Origin of the sequence: Serratia sp. ME47 (genome assembly GCF_903970925.1) — a bacterium.
GTDB lineage: Bacteria > Pseudomonadota > Gammaproteobacteria > Enterobacterales > Enterobacteriaceae > Serratia > Serratia ureilytica.
This window is the reverse complement of the sequence record NZ_CAJCKE010000024.1, coordinates 23,859-39,690: the sequence shown is the minus strand read 5'-3', so window position 1 is coordinate 39,690 and position 15,832 is coordinate 23,859. Positions and strand designations below refer to the sequence as shown.

The window sequence follows — 15,832 nt, the reverse complement described above, 5'->3', positions numbered from 1 at the left end:
GCGAAATGCTGAATTTGCAGCGTCTGGCGATCTTCGCGGCGGTGGTGGAAGCGGGCAGCTTTACCGCGGCGGCGGCGGCGCTGGGGCAAACCAAGGCGGTGGTGAGCTTTAACGTCAAGCAGCTGGAGAATGAGCTGGGGGTGTCACTGCTGGCGCGCAGCACCCGCCGATTGTCGCTGACCGATGCCGGCGAACGCTTCTACCAGCGCAGCCTGCAGCTGTTGCAGGAGGCCGAGAACGTGCTCGACGACGTGCGACGCGATCATCACGGGCTGAGCGGCGTGCTGCGCATCACCAGCACGCCTGAGTATGGCGCGCAGGTCGTGGTGCCGGCGCTGGCGGCGTTTTCGCGGCAGCATCCGCGCCTGCGCATCCAGCATGTGTCTTCCTCTTATCATGCCGATCTGATCTCTGAGCGCTTCGACGTGGCGATCCGCCTGGGCCAGCTGGCGGATTCCAGCCACCGCGCGGCGCTGATCGACAGCTTCGCCATCTTTCCGGTGGCGGCGCCGAATTATCTGGCCGAGCGGCCGATTCATTCGCTGACGGATCTGGCGCAGGCGCAGTGGATCGCCCACAGCCGGCTCAGTTCGCCCCTCAGCTGGCAGGTGGTCACGCCGCAGCGCGACGCGGTGCTGTTCAAGGTCGCGGATGCGGCGACGCTCACCGGCGACAGCGCCGCGGCATTGCTGGCGTTCGCCCTGCATGGCGCCGGGGTGGCGCTGCTGCCGGCGTGGCTGGCGCAACCCGACATCGACGCCGGCAGGTTGCAGCGGTTGCTGCCGGATCACCGTTTCCCCGAGCAGAGCATCTATGCGCTCTACCCGAATACCCGTCACGTGCCGGAGAAAGTGCGGGCGTTTATCGATTTTCTGCGTGCGCGGGTGGCGGCAAACCGTTAGCGAAATAATAATTTGTTATCACTCTCTCATTTATCATCAAATCTCGTCGGGGTATGCTGGAGGGCTTCGTCTACCCCGTCCGATGCGAGCCGCCTTCGATGACCGCAGAAAATAACCGCCAGCTGAACCGACGTATTTTGTCCGTGGTGATGTTCACCTTCGTCTGCTACCTGACCATCGGCCTGCCGCTGGCGGTGCTGCCGGGGTTTGTGCATGACCACCTGGGCTACAACTCGGTGCTGGCGGGCCTTATCATCAGCGCGCAGTACTTCGCCACGCTGTTCAGCCGCCCGCACGCCGGGCGTTACGCCGATCAGTTGGGGCCGAAGAAGGTGGTGCTGTTCGGCCTGGCCTGCTGCGGCGCCAGCGGCCTGTTTTACGCGCTGGCGTTCGGCGTTGACGGTTGGCCGTGGCTCAGCCTGCTGCTGCTGTGCGTGGGGCGGGTGTTTCTCGGCGTCGGCGAAAGCTTCGCCAGCACCGGTTCCACGCTGTGGGGCATCGGCCGGGTTGGGGCGATGCACACCGCGCGGGTGATCTCCTGGAACGGCGTTGCTACCTACGGCGCGATGGCGGCCGGCGCGCCGCTCGGCGTGTATCTGAATCAGCAGTGGGGCTTGGCCGGGGTGGCGGCGCTGATCGTGCTGGCGATTGCGGTGGCGCTGTTGTTGGCGAGCGGCAAGCCGGACGTCTCGATCGCCGCCGGGCAACGCATCGCCTTTCGCGCGGTGTTCGGCCGCATTTGGGCCTATGGTCTCGGGCTGGCGATGGGCACCGTCGGCTTCGGCGTGATCGCCACGTTCATCACCCTTTACTACGCTGACAAAGGCTGGAGCGGCGCGGCGTTTTCGCTGACGCTGTTCAGCTGCGCCTTCGTCGGCATTCGCCTGATCTTCAGCAATGTCATCAACCGCCACGGCGGGTTGAAGGTGACGCTGGCGTCGTTTCTGGTTGAGATCGTCGGGCTGCTGTTGATTTGGCAGGCCGGCGAGCCCTGGATGGTGCAAACCGGCGCATTGCTGGCCGGCGCCGGTTTTTCGCTGGTGTTCCCGGCGCTGGGCGTTGAGGCGGTGAAACAGGTGCCGTCGCAGAATCAGGGCACGGCGCTCGGTACCTATTCGGCGTTCCTCGACCTGGCGTTGGGTATCACCGGCCCGCTGGCCGGGCTGCTGATTGGGCAGGCGGGCGTGCCGTCGATTTATCTGGCGGCGGCGCTGCTGGTGGCGCTCGGGGTGTTGCTCACTCTGCGCCTGCTGCAGCGCAGCCGGGCCTGATTCAGGAATAGTCCGAAACCCGGATTCCTCCCCAGAAAATCATTGTTTCGGTGAATGATTACGGTAAGGTCGCTCAGCGGTCCAGAATGAGAGGAGGAATCGATGTATTTACGGCCGGATGAAGTGGCTAAAGTGTTGGAGAATACCGGCTTTGAGCGTGATTATGTCACCGATCAGGCCTATGGTTACCGCAAGGGTGCACACTACGTGTATGTGAATCGCGAAGCGCGGATGGGCAGAACCGCGTTGGTGATCCACCCGGCGCTGAAAGAGAGAAGCGTGCATTTCGCCACGCCGACCTCGCCGGTGCGCACCAGCGAGCAATATCTGGAATTTCCCCTGGATTTAAGCAGCGACGCGCCGAATCAGCGTTACGGCATCGCACACGGCTTCAGCTCGCGCGAAGCGCTGTCGCGTTACCTCTACAGCATGTTCCTGTAAACGGTCCCCCGCCAGGGGGACGCTATCAGCCGTGGGCCAACGCTTCGCGGTTGAAACGCTCGTTGTAGGCGCGGCGGAACTGCGCCAGTTCAAACGCATCGATATCCAACTCGGCGAAGTAAAACAGCGCCGCTTCGGTGTGCTCGGCGTGCAGCTCCGGCGACAGCCCGGCGCGCAGCAGCACGTCGCGCCAATGGCCAATCTGCTCGTCGTCCGCCTGTTTGATGAACGTCAGGTAGATGAACAGCAGGTAAGCGGCCTGGTGCATCTCTTCGGTATAGCCGTTGTTCAGCATGCGGATAAAGGTCTGGCTTTGGCGGCCGCCCATTTCCTGGATCATCGATTCGATCAGCATCGGTTTGACCCTCAGCAGATGGGCCAGCGAATCGATGGCTTTACGGGTATCGGACGTCAAAATGCGGTAACCGATGATGAATACGACGATCAGGGCGGCGAGGATGATCCAGGTCATTTAGGCTTTATTACACTCTCAGTACGCCAGAAGAGGGGCGGGAGGCGCTGTGCGACAGCGCCCGCTATCAATGCTGTTCGCCGCTGAAATTACCGACCGCGCTCTGTTGGCGCAGGTGGTGATTGAAGGTGGCCGCGTCTTTGGCCAGCGCGTCCAGATGGGCGCCGAGCATTTTGATCTGCTTGACCAGCGCATGCTGCTCCGGCACCGAACTGGCGGTGCTCAGTTTGCGCGCCAGTTGTTCATTCTGCGCCCGCAGCGCGGCTTCGCGCTGTTTGGCTTCTTCCAGCAGTTGCTGCAGCGCCTGGTAGCTCCGCTGCCATTCGCGGTGTTGCCGTTCGAAGCTGCTCTGCAACTCATTCATCGCATTTTGAAACTGGATTTCCAGCTCGCGCATTGTCATGGGCTCGATCCTTTGCGGCACTCAATGATGGCTTAGCAGTATAGCGAAAACTGCTCGCAAGCTCACCCGTTGACGACAATTGAGACAAATGCCGCTGACAATTCCCGGCTTGCAACCGCGCCAAGGCGTCTTACAATCGTCCCCATCCCCGGCCGTAAAGGCTGCCGTTCAAGAGAGGTGGAACATGAGCGAGCAGGAAAAAGACTTTTTTGAACAGGCGATGGCAGACGTGGTGCCGCTGGCGAGCAGGCGCCAGACGCTGTACCTCAAGCCGCAGGAGACGGTGGACAAAAGCGCGCGGCGCGAAGCGCAGCGGCTGATGCAGGAAAACTTCCTCAGCACCGATTTCCTCGAGGTGATCCCCTGCGATCGGCCGCTGGAGTTCAAAGGGGAAGGCATTTAGCAGGGCGTGCTGGACAAGCTGCGCAACGGGCGTTACCCGCCGCAGGCGTCGCTGAATTTGCTGCGTCAGCCGGTTGAAGCCAGCCGGCAGGCGCTGTTCCGCTTCATTATGCAGGCGGAGGCGCAAAACCTGCGTTCGCTGCTTATCGTGCACGGCCGCGGGCGGCAGAACGACAGCCATCCGAATATCGTACGCAGTTACGTCGCCAAATGGCTGGCGCAGTTTGAACAGGTGCAGGCGTTTTGCCGCGCCTTACCGCGCGACGGCGGCGAGGGCGCCTGCTATGTCACGCTGCGTAAATCGGCGCAGGCCAGGGCGGAAAACTTTGAGCGCCACGCCAAGCGCAGCCGGTGAAAGGATAGCCGAAATAAAATGGCCGGCGCATATCGCCGGCCATCGATGAATTATTTATTAAATATTTTATAGTCCAGCGAATAACGGCCGGCGCCGGTCACCGCCAGCAGCAGCAAACCGCCAATGATGCTGATATTTTTAAAGAAGTTGATTTCGTTGCCCATCATTTCCATGCCGGTCATTTTCCAGAACGGATGGCCGATAAACGCGGTGCCCAACACATACAGGGCGAAAATGACCGCGATAGGGCGAGTAAACAGGCCGAGAATAAGCGCGATGCCGAAAATAAACTCCACCACCACGGCGACAATCGCCGCCAAATAAGGCATCGGCGTGCCATAGCCTTCCATCGCCGTGACGGTCGCACCGAAGTTGACCAGTTTCATCCAGCCGAAAATGATAAACAGAACCATCAGTAGAATGCGGGACAGCAGAATTACGCCGTCTTTTGAGCTATCACCCATTTCGAACTCCTTAGCCACTGTCGGAATTATGTTGTCTTGCTGATTAAAGATTAGAACAATTTACGTTTTTTTCTAGCTGCGGCGGGCGGTTGCGCCACTTTTTTCGGCGGACGAGAGGCGTGGTGAAGCCGGCGGCATTGCCTATACTTGAGCCTGGAGCAAAAACAATAAAACGGGCAATGTGAGGCCATGATGGATGAAGAATTGACCGCCGCAGGTTACCGCCGTTATTCCGGCGACAAGATTGACGTTTATTTTAACAGCGCGATATGCCGCCATTCCGCCAACTGCGTGCGTGGCAACGCGGCTATTTTTACCCTGAATCGCCGGCCGTGGATTATGCCGGACAATGCCGACGCGGCCGAAGTGAAACGCGTTATCGATACTTGCCCCAGCGGCGCACTGAAATATAGGGAGAAATAATATGGATCATAAAATACTGGCGGACGAGAAGCGTTTTTATATCAATGACGAGCACGGCAAGTTGATCGCCGAGATCTCTTTCGTGCCGAGCGGGGACAAGCTGACCATTATCGATCACACCTGGGTGGATGAGTCATTGAAGGGGCAGGGCGTCGGCAAAAAGCTGGTGGCGTTGGTGGTGGAGAAAATGCGCGCGGAGCAGCGTAAAATCATTCCGCTGTGCCCGTTCGCCAAGCATGAGTTCGATACCACCCCAGCCTATCAGGACATTCGCGCCTGAGGCGATAACGGGGCGCGGCGCGCCCCGGTCATTCAGCAGACGCCGAAATCGCCGTCTTCGTGGTACAGCGCCACCTCGTTGGCCTGCACTTCCGTGCGCTGCTCTTTACCCAGTTCATTCCAGCTGCAAACCAGGGTTTCGCCGTCGATCGCCACCACGGTCATCTTCGGGCCGCCGGTGGTGCGTTGTACAAAATCACCGATATTGAATGTCATGCGTTCCTCCACAACAGATTAAACCTCATCTATTGATAACACAGAATGGCGCCGCCGTTGGCAGGTGTTTCGTTATGTATTAAATTATACAGCGACTATTACCAGGGAGAGCAAATTAACATGCCGGGATTATTGATGTTTTATGTGGGCGGTACGGCGCCGGGCGCCAATATTGAGTTGCACGACGTGCAGTTCGCGGCGGCGGATCGGCCGGAAGAGGCGTATCCGCTGCTACGTGAAAAGTGGTTCGGCGATAAGCGCAAGGTGCATGTCGACGGCTATGCGCGCATCGACTGGGCGGACGGTTACGACGTGAGCCTGAAGCCCGCGCCGTTTGCCGGTGAAGAGAGGCTGTTTTTCGTCAACGTGGGCGGCTACCGCAGCGATGAGCTGGCGGAATTGCACCAGTTCGGTCTGTTTGTGGCGCGCTCCGCCGACGAGGCGAAGGAGAAAGCCAAACGGGCGCTGCTGACGGACAGCGCGCAGCAGCACAAAGATGATCTGGCTGAGGTGGACGACTGCCTGCTGCTGCAGGCGCTGCAGGGCTACCACGTTCATCTGCGCGCCAACCCGCACGGCGAACCGGCCCGGCCGCTGTGGCAGGGGTATCTGCCGATCGGCGAACCCGCGTTATAACGCCGCTTCAAACACCCGCGGCAGGTTGAGATCGAGGCGTTTCAAATCCAGATGCATGATATTCATTGCCTGTTGATGAAAATGCCGTTCATGCAGCATGAGAGGCGCTGTATGCTGGCAAGCACGGCCATCAACTCACACGGGACTTGCCATGACCATTGAGATTTACCCGGCGCAAAAAAGCGACGCCAAACTGATTCTGGATATGATTATCGAGCTGGCGGTGTACGAAAAGGCGCGCGAGCAGGTGCTGGCCAGCGTGGAGGACATCGAACGCAGCCTGTTTGGGCCGGGCGCCTGTTCCGAAGCGCTGATTTGTACGGTGAACGGCGAGCCGGCGGGTTATGCGGTGTTCTTTATGAGTTACTCCACCTGGCTGGGTAAAAACGGCATCTATCTGGAAGACCTGTACGTGGCGCCGAAGCATCGCGGCGCGGGCGCCGGTAAAACGCTGCTGCGGCACATCGCCCAACTGGCGTGCGAGCGGCAGTGCGGCCGCCTGGAGTGGAGCGTGCTGGACTGGAATCAGCCGGCTATCGATTTCTACCTTAGCATCGGCGCGCAGCCGCAGGGCGAGTGGGTGCGTTATCGCATGGAGGGCGAGGCGCTGACGCACTTCGCGGCGCACGGGGCGGCGCTGCCGGTACAATAGCCGTTGGGGGGAGGCGGCCTCCCCAACTGTGGTGGTGTGAACGGTTTACTGCGGATCAATCAGGCGGGTTTGCGGGCGGCGAGAATGAAGATCATCGGGCGTTCCTGCTCTTCGTCCAGCGCCGGGGTAGCGGCGATTTGCTGCGCGCTGGGGCCCCATTCGTTCAAATGCTGGATGATAAACCCTTGCTGCGCCAGCGGGTTGATATAGCTGCCGAGCGTGCGGTGCTGCTTGATGACGCCTTCCGCCAGCCAGTTGGAGACGCGCCGGCCTTCCCGTTGGTAGCCGTTGACCGGCCAGGATTTCTGCCCGTTGCCGTCGGTCAGCCAGCCCTGCTGCGCCGGGGCGGTGTAGATCGGGTGCTCGGCGGTGAAGATGAACTGCCCGCCGGGTTTCAGCGCGGCGTAAACCGTGGCGAACAGCGCGGCCAGATCCTCGAGGTAGTGCAGCGTCAGCGAGCTGTAGACCAGACCGTAACTTTCCGGCGGCAGCTTCAACTGCGCCAAATCTTGCCGACGGTACTCGATGCCCGCATCGGCGGTCATCTCCCGCGCTTTGGCCAGCATCTTTTCCGAAACGTCCAGCCCCAGCACGCTGGCTGCGCCCTGTTCGCGGGCGCTGCGGCAGAACCAGCCGTAGCCGCAGCCGAGATCGACCACGCTTTTGCCCTGTAAATCCGGCAGGATGCGGCGGATGGCGGGCCATTCCGGCGCGCCGTCCAGGCCGTGCTGCGAGCGGCTGAGCTGCGCATAGCCGTCGAAGAAGGCCTGATTGTCATAGATGTTTTGCGTCATGATGACTCCTTGGGGTGAATGACGGCGGCGGAATGCCGCTGCCATACCGTGCATATTGCTGCATAATTCTACGCTGACAACATGAATAACGGGAATGACGATGGACATGATTTCGGTGCGGCAAGCGCCCGAACTGGCGCCGCGCGCCATTGCGTATTTTCAGCAGCACTGGGCCACGGCAGAAACGCTGATGATGTATGAAGACGCCATCAACCGCAGCCTCGGCGCCGCCAACCCGCTGCCGCAGTGGTATCTGCTGATGGCAAATGACCGGATCCTCGGCTGCGCGGGGCTGATTACCAACGACTTTATCAGCCGTGGGGAATTGTATCCCTGGCTGTGTGCGCTCTACGTAGAAGAGACGCAGCGCGGCCGGGGCTACGGCGCCAAGCTGATTGAGCATGTGGCGACGGAAACCCGCCGGCTGGGCTTCCCGCAGTTGCACCTGTGCACCGATCTGGAAGGGTACTACGAACGCAGCGGCTTCGTTTATAACGGGCTCGGCTATCACCCCTGGGGCGAAGCCTCGCGGGTCTACTCGCGGGCGCTGTGATCGCCGCCGCCGGGGGCGAGCAAGACAAATCTGACTTTTCTTTCACCTCATCGCGCATCGCGGGTTACACTGGCCGCTTGTTCGCCACCGACCGGGTTAATTCGCCGCCGCGATGAGAGTGCCACGTCAGCTACAGCAACGCTTTACCGCCTGCATCGCCATTATGGCGGTGCTGTTGCTGTTTGTGGCGCCGGTGGTGTCGAAATCGCTGACGCACCACCCGATGATGGGCGGCATGACGCAGTCGGCAGCCGCCATGCCGCACGACATGCACGGGATGGCGATGCCCGCCGCCGAGCATGCCGGCCACCACGGCATGGACCCGGCGGAGATGATTTTCTGCGGCTATTGCGAGCTGCTGATCCACGTGCCGCTGCTGCTGTGGACATTCGTCCCGCTGCTGTGGCTGATGGCGCGTATCGCGCGCCTGCCTTGCGCGCCGCGCATCGTTTCTCCGCCCCTTCGGCGCCTTACTCTGCGGCCGAGCCCGCGCGGGCCGCCCGGCCAGCCGTTTTTCCCTATTGCTTGATCATGGGTAACGCCGTCCGTATCGCTGCGGACGGTTTGCCTGCGCGCACAGTTTGAAAAACGAGAAAGGCCATGTCTTCAATAACCAAAAATCCACCTGCCGCATCGCCGCGTGGCGCGATGCTGAACCTGATCAGACGGCTGCATTTTTATATCGGCCTGCTGGTTGCCCCTTTTATTCTGGTCGCTGCACTGTCCGGCACGCTGTATGTGCTGACCCCGCAGCTTGAAGAGGCGCTGTATCGCGATGCGCTTTTCACCGAACCGCACGGGCAGGCGAGATCGCTGGCTGACCAGATCGCCGCCGCCCGCCGTGCGGCGGGTGACGAGGCGCGCATTTACGCCGTGCGTCCGGCTCCCGGCGCAATGGACACCACGCGCGTACAGTTCACGAGTGCCGATCTGGGCGCTTCCGAGTCGCGTGCGCTGTTTGTCGATCCCTATACCCTGGCGATCAAGGGCGATATGACGGTGTACGGCACTTCCGGCGTACTGCCGCTGCGCACCTGGCTGGACAAGCTGCACAGCAGCCTGCTGCTTGGCGATCTGGGCCGTAATTACAGCGAGCTGGCGGCCTCCTGGCTGTGGGTAGCCGCGCTGGGCGGCGTGGCGCTGTGGCTGGCGACGCGGCCGAAGCGCAAGCTGAAAAGGGTGAAAGGGGGCTTCGCCGCTAACCGCCATTGGCATATCACGCTGGGCGTGGCGCTGCTGGCCGGGCTGCTGTTCTTCTCGGCTACCGGGCTGACCTGGTCGCAGTGGGCCGGCGGCAACATCGACGCGCTGCGGGCCAACCTGGGCTGGCTGACGCCGCAGGTCAACACCAGTCTGCAGGCCGATGCGCCGCAGACGCCGACCGATCCGCACGCCGAGCACCGCGGGATGATGCCGGGCATGAAGATGAGCCCTGCCGCGCAAAGCAATGCGCTGAACGGCGATTGGGATCGGGCGCTGCACGCCGCGCGCGCCGCCGGAATAGACGCCGCTAAGGTCGAGCTGCGCCAGCCGAAAGGCGAGGGCAAAGCCTGGACGGTGACCGAAGTAGATCGCAGCTGGCCGACGCAGGTGGACGCGGTTGCCATCGCGCCGCAAAGCTTCGCCGTCGTCGACCAGGTGCGGTTCGACACCTTCCCGCTCATCGCCAAGCTGACCCGCTGGGGCATCGACGCCCACATGGGCATTCTGTTCGGCTTGCCGAATCAGCTGCTGCTGGCGGCGTTCGGCCTCGGGCTGTGCTTAACGATCGTGCTGGGTTACCGCATGTGGTGGATGCGCCGCCCGGCGGCGGGTGCGCAGCATCCGGTGCAGACCCTGGTTGCCGCCTGGCTGGCGCTTTCTCTGCCTGCCCGCGCCGTCACGCTGCTGGTAGCAGCGGCGCTGGGTTATTGCCTGCCGGTAATGGGCGTGAGCCTCGCGGCGTTGCTGCTGGTGGACGTGTGGCGCTGGCGCGGCCAGCGGCAAGGGCTTCGGGACGAAACGCCGGAAGCCGCCGCCCGCCGCGCCGAGGTGCGCAAGTTCCGCGCGGCGGTGGCGACGGTGGCGGTGGCGGTCGGCTGCGTGATGGGCCGGGCGATCCTCGGCGGCACCGTCGAGCAATTCCAACTGCCGATCGGCACCTGGAGTGCCCAGATGGTGATCATGCAGAGCCTGATGGTGCTGCTGTATACGCTGGTGTTCACCCTGCTGCTTTCCATTCCGCTGTGGTATTTCTTCCTGGGGGAGAAAGAGGGGCGGTGAGGAGCGTCCGGCATGCCTGCGGGCATGCCGGATATTTAGGGATGTGGCTTAAGCGCGTATCCTCTCACCAAAGGGTAATCTCCACTGAAAGGAAGCGAACGATGACGTTTGAACAACAAAGGGATAAGGCGATAGCGCTGATGGAGGAAAAGAAGATGTGGCGGAGCAACTATGCGCCGCCAATCTTGCGACTGCTGTGGCGAATGGACGTGAATATGCCACCGCCGCCGTTTGCGCCTTTCTGGCTGAATATGCTGTTCTTCGGCATTTGGTTTGGCCCGCTGTGGGGCGTGCTGATGTGGTTCATGGTATGGAAAAATCAGGGATATACCGGTGAAGAGGCCCTGAAATTAAGCCTCGCCGCCGGCCTGTTGTTTGGCTTTTTTATGGCGCTTTTCCACTATAGGCGGAAAAAGGCGAACAGGCTGCCGGACTGGAACGATCTTTGACACGTTAGTGAAGAACAAAAACAAAAAAGCCCGCAACCGAAGTTGTGGGCTTTTTCGCTATTATCGCCGGGTCTATCTGGTTCACTGGCGACGTATTTGGTGGAGCTGGCTTGAAGCGACACCAAATACTAACTGTCTGATTCTTTGAGCAATGTAGCGGGAATCAATGTCACAGCAGTATGGCACACCCAACTAGCTAGGATCAATAGTCCTAACTGCTCTGAGTTGATTGCTTTTTGGCTGCTTTGAGTTGCTGAGTGAAGAAGCGAGCTCTGTCTTTCTGTCTGAAGTCAACTTGACCAGCTGCATGCAGCTTGCCTGCTAGCTTTTCTAGATGGATTATTTTTGCAGTGTTGTCTGTTGCTTCAGCCAAAGTAGCGAATTCTTTTCCGATCGAATCATTGTGTGCCCAACGAACCTTAAGTTCTCCATCCTGAATCACTATCCCTGTAAGCAGCTTTCCCTCTGATGCTGGATAAAATCGCTCTTTCTTGTCTTTAGAGGTGAGGCCATGAGAACGAATACAATTTTTAGCTTGGGCGGCAAATCCTTTTGGGATTTTCGAACCGGAGAACGCTACATCGTCAACATATGCCGTAAATACCAAGCTGTTTGAGGCCGCAAGGTTGCTAAGCTCGTCGAACATATCTTTATTGGCCCAAAACGCCATAGCCATGCTTATCGGGCTGCCTGTGGGTACTTTTCCTGCAAAGGTTGCGAGATTGGTCATTACATAAGCCACATCAGGTGACATCTCAAATTTCTCAACAAATGCCTTGTAGACCTTCGTAGCCCTAGTTGAGGGGAAAAACTTGTGAATGTCGAGTTTCAGAAGTTCAATTGCTTGCTTATGTGATTCTGCATTAGTTAGTGTTGAATGTTTCTTCCGACCGGAGTGAAGGTATAAAGGTAATTCGATTCTGCTTAATAAAACGCCGATCTTCCTGTGAACCGCTTTGAGCTGGGCAATTGGTTCCTGAATCTTCCTTCCTGCGTCGTTTTCGAATTCTTTGTACGCAGAGTCAAGCATGAGTTTATCAGCCTGCTTCTTTGATAACCCTATGATTTCAAGCAATTTTTTTCTGGTTTTAAGCTTGAATAGAGGGGATTGATTCAAAGGATAAATCTTTGGGGATCTTTGAAGACTAGGGGTACGTTTTGTGCTTTTCATCGTTGTTTCTCCAATCCATTATAGCCTCCATTACAGGAATCCCTTGATGGATGCAAAGATGGAGGCAACAGCTTCAGAATGAAAAACCGTAGAAAACACTTCGCTGAAAACCAAAGCAAGGAAGTACTTACCGGTATCTTTGGAGTATTTCTTTAGTTTCTCCTTCACACAAAACGTTTGCTGAACACTAGCCTGGTATTTCTTACGTGTCTTTCGACTTGTATGTGTCTTTCGACTTTTACGTGTCTTACGACCCATATTACATCTCCCTTTCAGTTCCCGATGACCAACATGGCCACCAGTCTCGCCTGAACTGACAGGAATAAGAGATGTTCAGCAATTAACCCCAGTTTTCGACGTCACAGAGTGACGTCCTCTCGCCACAGATCCAGCAATCCTAGCTATCCCAGTATGGCCCAGAGCGTCGGTGATGCGTTGCATCGGAACGTTGGAACACTGCGTAAGCGTAGCATGCGTCGTGTGGGGGAGAGATTAGAGGCCGAAACCTCCACGATGGCTGACAAGCAGACCATCAAGCTTTTGCGAGAAAGTCTCTCCTAGGTACTAGCAGGATAATTTTATGATCATATTCATGTTGTTAGCAATAGGTCGGTTAGATATTTGTTTCGAAATGTGAGTGATGTTGAGGAGGATAATTAGGACGCGAATTCAACTCCCCGGCAGGAAGCTGAATTCAGGTATTGTTGTAGCTACAATAAATTGAAATGTAAGCATCCCGGTAAAACGGACCATTCACTTTTAGAGATCTTCCGACATACTGATTATGTTCCCTGAGGAGATCGTCATGCGTAAAGCCCGATTCACCGAGCACCAGATCATTACCGTTCTGAAGTCTGTCGAAGCTGGACGTACCGTTAAGGATGTTTGCCGCGAAGCGGGAATATCCGAAGCTTACTATTACAACTGGAAAGCAAAGTATGGCGGGATGGAAGCTTCTGATATCAAAAAGATGAAGGATCTGGAGGACGAAAACCGGCGGCTAAAACAGATGTTTTCTGATCTCAGCCTTGAATGTCGGGCCCTGAAAGACGTTATCGAAAAAAAGCTTTAAAGCCAGCGATAACGCCGTGTTTTTCGCTGCGGAGCTCCGGTAAGACAATATCCGGCTGTTTGCGTTGCAACAGGATGGCTTCTGCCACAAACAGTGCGTCGTTGTCGCTCAGGGTAAAGTGCTGGCGACCAAAGGTTAACCGCATCATGCTGCGGCCCCCTGATGACGGTTGGCGATACGTTCAGCCATCCAGCTTTCGACTTCTGATTCGAGCCACGTGACGGTTTTACCGCCAAGGGAAACTTGGGCCGGGAACTGCTTGCGGGTCATCATTTCGTAGACGGTAGAGCGTGACAGCCCGGTGGTGTAAAGCACTTCGGGCAGGCGAATGAAACGCTCACGGGGCATGTAATCGACCGGGACGGTCGGGAATGTGGAAGGGGTCTGTGTGGTAACTGCAAACATGGAATGCTACCTCGTTTATACCCGGTGGGATTTCACCGGTGCTGTGTGGGTTCGTCTGGTAGCGCCCTATTATGAGAATATTTTGCGGGGTGGCAACAAGGGGATGTTGTGTGATGGGCTAAGGAATTTCACGTAAAAACAACGAATTGCACTAAGTTGCATTAGCCCATCGCTCCTCACCCTTCCTCACTTTCAAATCATAGCTTTCAGCAATCAATAATCGATTTATAAATAGGCAGGAAAATCAAAAATAAATATAACCACGGCTAGCCAGAGAAAAGGTCTTTTTTAGAAAAGTGAACAGTGGTGAACACTGGGTGACGAGTTTTAGTGAAACTATTCACTACTTTAATAACTGATTTATCTATGTTTTTTATTAGAGTGAACAGTTGTGAATAGTTTTATATAAAACTAAAAACGCTTTGATGGTTTTATCGTCATTTTTCGAGACTGTTGTCCTGCGGACAGTCCAACTGGGATGAATGGCGATGTTGTACGGCAGTCAGCAGAATAGCCTCACATTGACTGACACCGGAGATAACCCCATGAGCACCACCACCTTACCGAAATACATCACCGATAAACTGCAAGCCCTGCGTGACGTTCGCGCCGCCCACGACAAAAACTATCAGGCGTTGACCGATGTCGTAACCGGCATTGCTCGCTGCCACCAACAGAAGAAAGACACCGAAGTGCAAAGCCATGAGGCAGAAAGCCAGTGGCGCACCCTGTTTCGCAAACTGCGCGGGGAGATGACGCCGGAACTGCAAGCGCAGCACCACAGCCGGCTTTCCAAGCGGGAGCTGGCGAAAGAGTTCGACGGCCTGATTGAAGAGATGGAGCTGGACAAAATGCAGCTTCACCTCAGCTGCGGTGGTACAGCCCCGAAGGTGGTGAACGCGCACAAAGACGCCCTCACGACCTTTGCTGCTCATGCGATGCATCAGGCAGTGGATACGCTGAGCACAGCGCTTATCAGCCCTGACGTTATCAAGGCTTGTGCACTGGCTTCACGGGCTTACGGCGTCTATGCGGACAATCCGATGAAAATGATTGAGCAACAGGTACTGGGAACGCTACAAGGCCGTATTCACGTTGCCATGGCACAGCAAAATATCGACCACCCGGTGCTTAATGAGATTGGCCTGACGATACCGGAAGAAACGGGCGCATTGCTGGAACTGCAAAACAGTCCATCCAAACGTATGCAGGCTGTCGCAGAACTGAAGGAAAAACGTCAACGCTTGCAGCAGAAGGGGGCCAAATCATGATGCGCTGCCCGCTGTGCACCCATGCATCCTATACCCGCACCAGTCGCTATATCACGGAGCGACGAAAGAGGCGTATTACCAATGTCAGAGCCTGACCTGTTCTTGCACATTCAAGACGGTGGAAAGCGTCGATAAAATCCTGTGCCAGCCGATACAAGCGCAACCGGTCGATGAGAACGCCCTGCCACCGCCCGAGAAACGGACATTGAACCGCTATCGCCGCTACAACAACAATCCGACCCTGCACTAATCACACTCCGCCCCGCCGCTCTCGACAGCACCGCGGGGCATTCCCCTTCCGCCTCGCCCAAAACAGCCTTTTTCCTGGCTAGCCAGCCTCAAATTACGCGTGCATGCATAGGGTGCATGATTTTGCATGCAAGAAAATGCACTTTTCATCCCTGCCAGCACCAGTACTGGCGCGGCCTGCGGTCGTTCATGCAACTGCATGAAAAGCGACACATGAAGTGCGCAGGCGAGGCGGGGGAAGTATTGCGCGCGATGGGAGTCAAAAGAGGTTTTGCTCATACAAGTGCAATAGTGGCTTGTAAGGTGGATGAAATCATTTCAAATGAGATCATAACGGCAAGAGCGATCAAAAAATATTCATTTACTAATTAATACTTGCTATGCTCTTAGAAGTAATCTCTGTAACCGAAAAATATTAAAATTGAAATGGAGTTTCAAATGATCGCAACTATACTTTCTAATGAATATGTAAGTGCTTTTGGGTATGTGGTTGGAGTTATTTCTGGCTGCATTGCAATATATCAAACCGTACAATTAAATTCTAGTAATAGAAAGGTGGAACAGCTTGAGGTAACAATTGAAGAACTTAATGCAAAAATAACAAATAATGAGAATAATGTTATTCAAGGCGAGCGTTCTCAATATTTTCAGGATAATAATGGGCCTGTTAATATTGATAATCGGGGGTGA

At 56.9% G+C, this 15,832-nt stretch carries 21 protein-coding genes and 3 pseudogenes; 16 read left to right on the top strand and 8 right to left on the bottom strand.

What is annotated here, in order from left to right; all coding sequences use genetic code 11:
- Positions 1–5 precede the first annotated feature (5 nt).
- The 3 genes from H7A77_RS20030 (at position 6) to H7A77_RS20020 (ending at position 2,614) form a co-directional block, all read left to right on the top strand.
- Positions 6–902 (top strand): LysR family transcriptional regulator, encoded by an 897-nt coding sequence (locus H7A77_RS20030; RefSeq protein ID WP_033644145.1) that lies wholly within the window; start codon positions 6–8, stop codon positions 900–902.
- 98 nt (positions 903–1,000) lie between these two features.
- Positions 1,001–2,173 carry an MFS transporter gene (locus tag H7A77_RS20025; protein ID WP_108681807.1) on the top strand — a complete coding sequence of 391 codons (1,173 nt, stop codon included), beginning with the start codon at positions 1,001–1,003 and terminating at the stop codon, positions 2,171–2,173.
- A 102-nt stretch (positions 2,174–2,275) separates the two neighbouring features.
- Positions 2,276–2,614, top strand: a complete 339-nt coding sequence (locus tag H7A77_RS20020; protein ID WP_042785237.1) for a DUF2002 family protein — start codon at positions 2,276–2,278, stop codon at positions 2,612–2,614.
- 25 nt (positions 2,615–2,639) lie between these two features.
- On the opposite strand, the gene H7A77_RS20015 is transcribed toward H7A77_RS20020, so the two are convergent.
- Positions 2,640–3,086, bottom strand: coding sequence for a DUF1198 family protein (locus tag H7A77_RS20015; protein WP_033644142.1), 447 nt, complete (start codon positions 3,084–3,086; stop codon positions 2,640–2,642).
- 67 nt (positions 3,087–3,153) lie between these two features.
- Complete coding sequence (locus H7A77_RS20010) at positions 3,154–3,489, bottom strand: MbeD/MobD family mobilization/exclusion protein (protein ID WP_033644141.1); 336 nt, start codon at positions 3,487–3,489, stop codon at positions 3,154–3,156.
- 184 nt (positions 3,490–3,673) lie between these two features.
- Between H7A77_RS20010 and smrA the strand changes: the two are divergent.
- Positions 3,674–4,246 (top strand): annotated as a pseudogene (gene smrA, locus H7A77_RS20005) (DNA endonuclease SmrA).
- Between the two features lie 50 nt (positions 4,247–4,296).
- On the opposite strand, the gene H7A77_RS20000 reads toward smrA, so the two are convergent.
- Positions 4,297–4,710, bottom strand: coding sequence for a DoxX family protein (locus tag H7A77_RS20000; RefSeq protein WP_016929826.1), 414 nt, complete (start codon positions 4,708–4,710; stop codon positions 4,297–4,299).
- A gap of 192 nt (positions 4,711–4,902) precedes the next feature.
- Between H7A77_RS20000 and H7A77_RS19995 the strand changes: the two genes are divergently transcribed.
- Both H7A77_RS19995 and H7A77_RS19990 read left to right on the top strand, forming a co-directional pair.
- A complete protein-coding gene (locus H7A77_RS19995) occupies positions 4,903–5,133 on the top strand; it encodes a (4Fe-4S)-binding protein (protein WP_016929825.1) in 231 nt (76 codons plus the stop codon).
- Between the two features lies 1 nt (position 5,134).
- Positions 5,135–5,413 (top strand): GNAT family N-acetyltransferase, encoded by a 279-nt coding sequence (locus H7A77_RS19990; RefSeq protein ID WP_033644139.1) that lies wholly within the window; start codon positions 5,135–5,137, stop codon positions 5,411–5,413.
- A 32-nt stretch (positions 5,414–5,445) separates the two neighbouring features.
- Here the strand turns inward: H7A77_RS19990 and H7A77_RS19985 are convergent, their stop codons facing one another.
- Positions 5,446–5,628: a YodC family protein gene (locus H7A77_RS19985; protein ID WP_182074560.1), complete on the bottom strand. Its 183-nt coding sequence runs from the start codon at positions 5,626–5,628 to the stop codon at positions 5,446–5,448.
- A 120-nt stretch (positions 5,629–5,748) separates the two neighbouring features.
- Here H7A77_RS19985 and H7A77_RS19980 point away from each other — a divergent pair, with 120 nt between their 5' ends.
- Positions 5,749–6,264 (top strand): DUF1543 domain-containing protein, encoded by a 516-nt coding sequence (locus H7A77_RS19980; RefSeq protein ID WP_182074559.1) that lies wholly within the window; start codon positions 5,749–5,751, stop codon positions 6,262–6,264.
- Between the two features lie 151 nt (positions 6,265–6,415).
- On the top strand, positions 6,416–6,916 hold the full coding sequence (locus tag H7A77_RS19975; RefSeq protein ID WP_127146539.1) for a GNAT family N-acetyltransferase: 501 nt from the start codon (positions 6,416–6,418) through the stop codon (positions 6,914–6,916).
- A gap of 59 nt (positions 6,917–6,975) precedes the next feature.
- Here the strand turns inward: H7A77_RS19975 and H7A77_RS19970 are convergent, their stop codons facing one another.
- Positions 6,976–7,710, bottom strand: coding sequence for a bifunctional 2-polyprenyl-6-hydroxyphenol methylase/3-demethylubiquinol 3-O-methyltransferase UbiG (locus H7A77_RS19970; protein ID WP_182074558.1), 735 nt, complete (start codon positions 7,708–7,710; stop codon positions 6,976–6,978).
- 100 nt (positions 7,711–7,810) lie between these two features.
- On the opposite strand from H7A77_RS19970, the gene H7A77_RS19965 reads away from it, so the two are divergent.
- The 4 genes from H7A77_RS19965 (at position 7,811) to H7A77_RS19950 (ending at position 10,974) form a co-directional block, all read left to right on the top strand.
- On the top strand, positions 7,811–8,263 hold the full coding sequence (locus H7A77_RS19965) for a GNAT family N-acetyltransferase (RefSeq protein ID WP_042785778.1): 453 nt from the start codon (positions 7,811–7,813) through the stop codon (positions 8,261–8,263).
- 112 nt (positions 8,264–8,375) lie between these two features.
- Positions 8,376–8,792 (top strand): DUF2946 domain-containing protein, encoded by a 417-nt coding sequence (locus tag H7A77_RS19960; protein WP_206191941.1) that lies wholly within the window; start codon positions 8,376–8,378, stop codon positions 8,790–8,792.
- 71 nt (positions 8,793–8,863) lie between these two features.
- Positions 8,864–10,525, top strand: coding sequence for a DUF2534 family protein (locus tag H7A77_RS19955; protein ID WP_182074557.1), 1,662 nt, complete (start codon positions 8,864–8,866; stop codon positions 10,523–10,525).
- A 101-nt stretch (positions 10,526–10,626) separates the two neighbouring features.
- A complete protein-coding gene (locus tag H7A77_RS19950; RefSeq protein ID WP_182074556.1) occupies positions 10,627–10,974 on the top strand; it encodes a DUF6404 family protein in 348 nt (115 codons plus the stop codon).
- A gap of 211 nt (positions 10,975–11,185) precedes the next feature.
- On the opposite strand, the gene H7A77_RS19945 is transcribed toward H7A77_RS19950, so the two are convergent.
- The gene (locus tag H7A77_RS19945) at positions 11,186–12,145 is read right to left on the bottom strand and encodes a reverse transcriptase family protein (protein WP_182074555.1); all 960 of its coding nucleotides are present in this window, start codon (positions 12,143–12,145) and stop codon (positions 11,186–11,188) included.
- A gap of 805 nt (positions 12,146–12,950) precedes the next feature.
- On the opposite strand from H7A77_RS19945, the pseudogene H7A77_RS19940 reads away from it, so the two are divergent.
- A pseudogene (locus H7A77_RS19940) lies at positions 12,951–13,211 on the top strand (transposase); the annotation flags it as partial.
- Here H7A77_RS19940 and H7A77_RS19935 read toward each other — a convergent pair.
- Together H7A77_RS19935 and H7A77_RS19930 are read right to left on the bottom strand one after the other, a co-directional pair.
- The gene (locus H7A77_RS19935; RefSeq protein WP_182074573.1) at positions 13,198–13,365 is read right to left on the bottom strand and encodes a hypothetical protein; all 168 of its coding nucleotides are present in this window, start codon (positions 13,363–13,365) and stop codon (positions 13,198–13,200) included. The pseudogene H7A77_RS19940 and the gene H7A77_RS19935 overlap by 14 nt on opposite strands.
- Entirely contained in the window at positions 13,362–13,622 is a 261-nt protein-coding gene (locus tag H7A77_RS19930; RefSeq protein ID WP_182074554.1) for an AlpA family transcriptional regulator, read from the bottom strand. The genes H7A77_RS19935 and H7A77_RS19930 overlap by 4 nt, the downstream gene beginning before the upstream one ends.
- A gap of 545 nt (positions 13,623–14,167) precedes the next feature.
- Here H7A77_RS19930 and H7A77_RS19925 point away from each other — a divergent pair.
- The 3 genes and pseudogenes from H7A77_RS19925 (at position 14,168) to H7A77_RS19915 (ending at position 15,832) form a co-directional block, all read left to right on the top strand.
- Positions 14,168–14,893, top strand: a complete 726-nt coding sequence (locus H7A77_RS19925; RefSeq protein WP_182074553.1) for an NAD-dependent aldehyde dehydrogenase — start codon at positions 14,168–14,170, stop codon at positions 14,891–14,893.
- A pseudogene (locus H7A77_RS19920) lies at positions 14,890–15,143 on the top strand (ogr/Delta-like zinc finger family protein). The gene H7A77_RS19925 and the pseudogene H7A77_RS19920 overlap by 4 nt, the downstream one beginning before the upstream one ends.
- A 437-nt stretch (positions 15,144–15,580) precedes the next feature.
- Positions 15,581–15,832 carry a hypothetical protein gene (locus tag H7A77_RS19915; RefSeq protein ID WP_182074552.1) on the top strand — a complete coding sequence of 84 codons (252 nt, stop codon included), beginning with the start codon at positions 15,581–15,583 and terminating at the stop codon, positions 15,830–15,832.

Excerpts from the sequence above, each read along its gene's own strand:
- H7A77_RS20030 (WP_033644145.1), top strand. The coding sequence starts at position 6 with ATGCTGAATTTGCAGCGTCTGGCGATCTTCGCGGCGGTGGTGGAAGCG.
- H7A77_RS20025 (WP_108681807.1), top strand. The coding sequence starts at position 1,001 with ATGACCGCAGAAAATAACCGCCAGCTGAACCGACGTATTTTGTCCGTG.
- H7A77_RS20020 (WP_042785237.1), top strand. The coding sequence starts at position 2,276 with ATGTATTTACGGCCGGATGAAGTGGCTAAAGTGTTGGAGAATACCGGC.
- H7A77_RS20015 (WP_033644142.1), bottom strand. The coding sequence starts at position 3,086 with ATGACCTGGATCATCCTCGCCGCCCTGATCGTCGTATTCATCATCGGT.
- H7A77_RS20010 (WP_033644141.1), bottom strand. The coding sequence starts at position 3,489 with ATGACAATGCGCGAGCTGGAAATCCAGTTTCAAAATGCGATGAATGAG.
- H7A77_RS20000 (WP_016929826.1), bottom strand. The coding sequence starts at position 4,710 with ATGGGTGATAGCTCAAAAGACGGCGTAATTCTGCTGTCCCGCATTCTA.
- H7A77_RS19995 (WP_016929825.1), top strand. The coding sequence starts at position 4,903 with ATGGATGAAGAATTGACCGCCGCAGGTTACCGCCGTTATTCCGGCGAC.
- H7A77_RS19990 (WP_033644139.1), top strand. The coding sequence starts at position 5,135 with ATGGATCATAAAATACTGGCGGACGAGAAGCGTTTTTATATCAATGAC.
- H7A77_RS19985 (WP_182074560.1), bottom strand. The coding sequence starts at position 5,628 with ATGACATTCAATATCGGTGATTTTGTACAACGCACCACCGGCGGCCCG.
- H7A77_RS19980 (WP_182074559.1), top strand. The coding sequence starts at position 5,749 with ATGCCGGGATTATTGATGTTTTATGTGGGCGGTACGGCGCCGGGCGCC.
- H7A77_RS19975 (WP_127146539.1), top strand. The coding sequence starts at position 6,416 with ATGACCATTGAGATTTACCCGGCGCAAAAAAGCGACGCCAAACTGATT.
- H7A77_RS19970 (WP_182074558.1), bottom strand. The coding sequence starts at position 7,710 with ATGACGCAAAACATCTATGACAATCAGGCCTTCTTCGACGGCTATGCG.
- H7A77_RS19965 (WP_042785778.1), top strand. The coding sequence starts at position 7,811 with ATGGACATGATTTCGGTGCGGCAAGCGCCCGAACTGGCGCCGCGCGCC.
- H7A77_RS19960 (WP_206191941.1), top strand. The coding sequence starts at position 8,376 with ATGAGAGTGCCACGTCAGCTACAGCAACGCTTTACCGCCTGCATCGCC.
- H7A77_RS19955 (WP_182074557.1), top strand. The coding sequence starts at position 8,864 with ATGTCTTCAATAACCAAAAATCCACCTGCCGCATCGCCGCGTGGCGCG.
- H7A77_RS19950 (WP_182074556.1), top strand. The coding sequence starts at position 10,627 with ATGACGTTTGAACAACAAAGGGATAAGGCGATAGCGCTGATGGAGGAA.
- H7A77_RS19945 (WP_182074555.1), bottom strand. The coding sequence starts at position 12,145 with ATGAAAAGCACAAAACGTACCCCTAGTCTTCAAAGATCCCCAAAGATT.
- H7A77_RS19935 (WP_182074573.1), bottom strand. The coding sequence starts at position 13,365 with ATGATGCGGTTAACCTTTGGTCGCCAGCACTTTACCCTGAGCGACAAC.
- H7A77_RS19930 (WP_182074554.1), bottom strand. The coding sequence starts at position 13,622 with ATGTTTGCAGTTACCACACAGACCCCTTCCACATTCCCGACCGTCCCG.
- H7A77_RS19925 (WP_182074553.1), top strand. The coding sequence starts at position 14,168 with ATGAGCACCACCACCTTACCGAAATACATCACCGATAAACTGCAAGCC.
- H7A77_RS19915 (WP_182074552.1), top strand. The coding sequence starts at position 15,581 with ATGATCGCAACTATACTTTCTAATGAATATGTAAGTGCTTTTGGGTAT.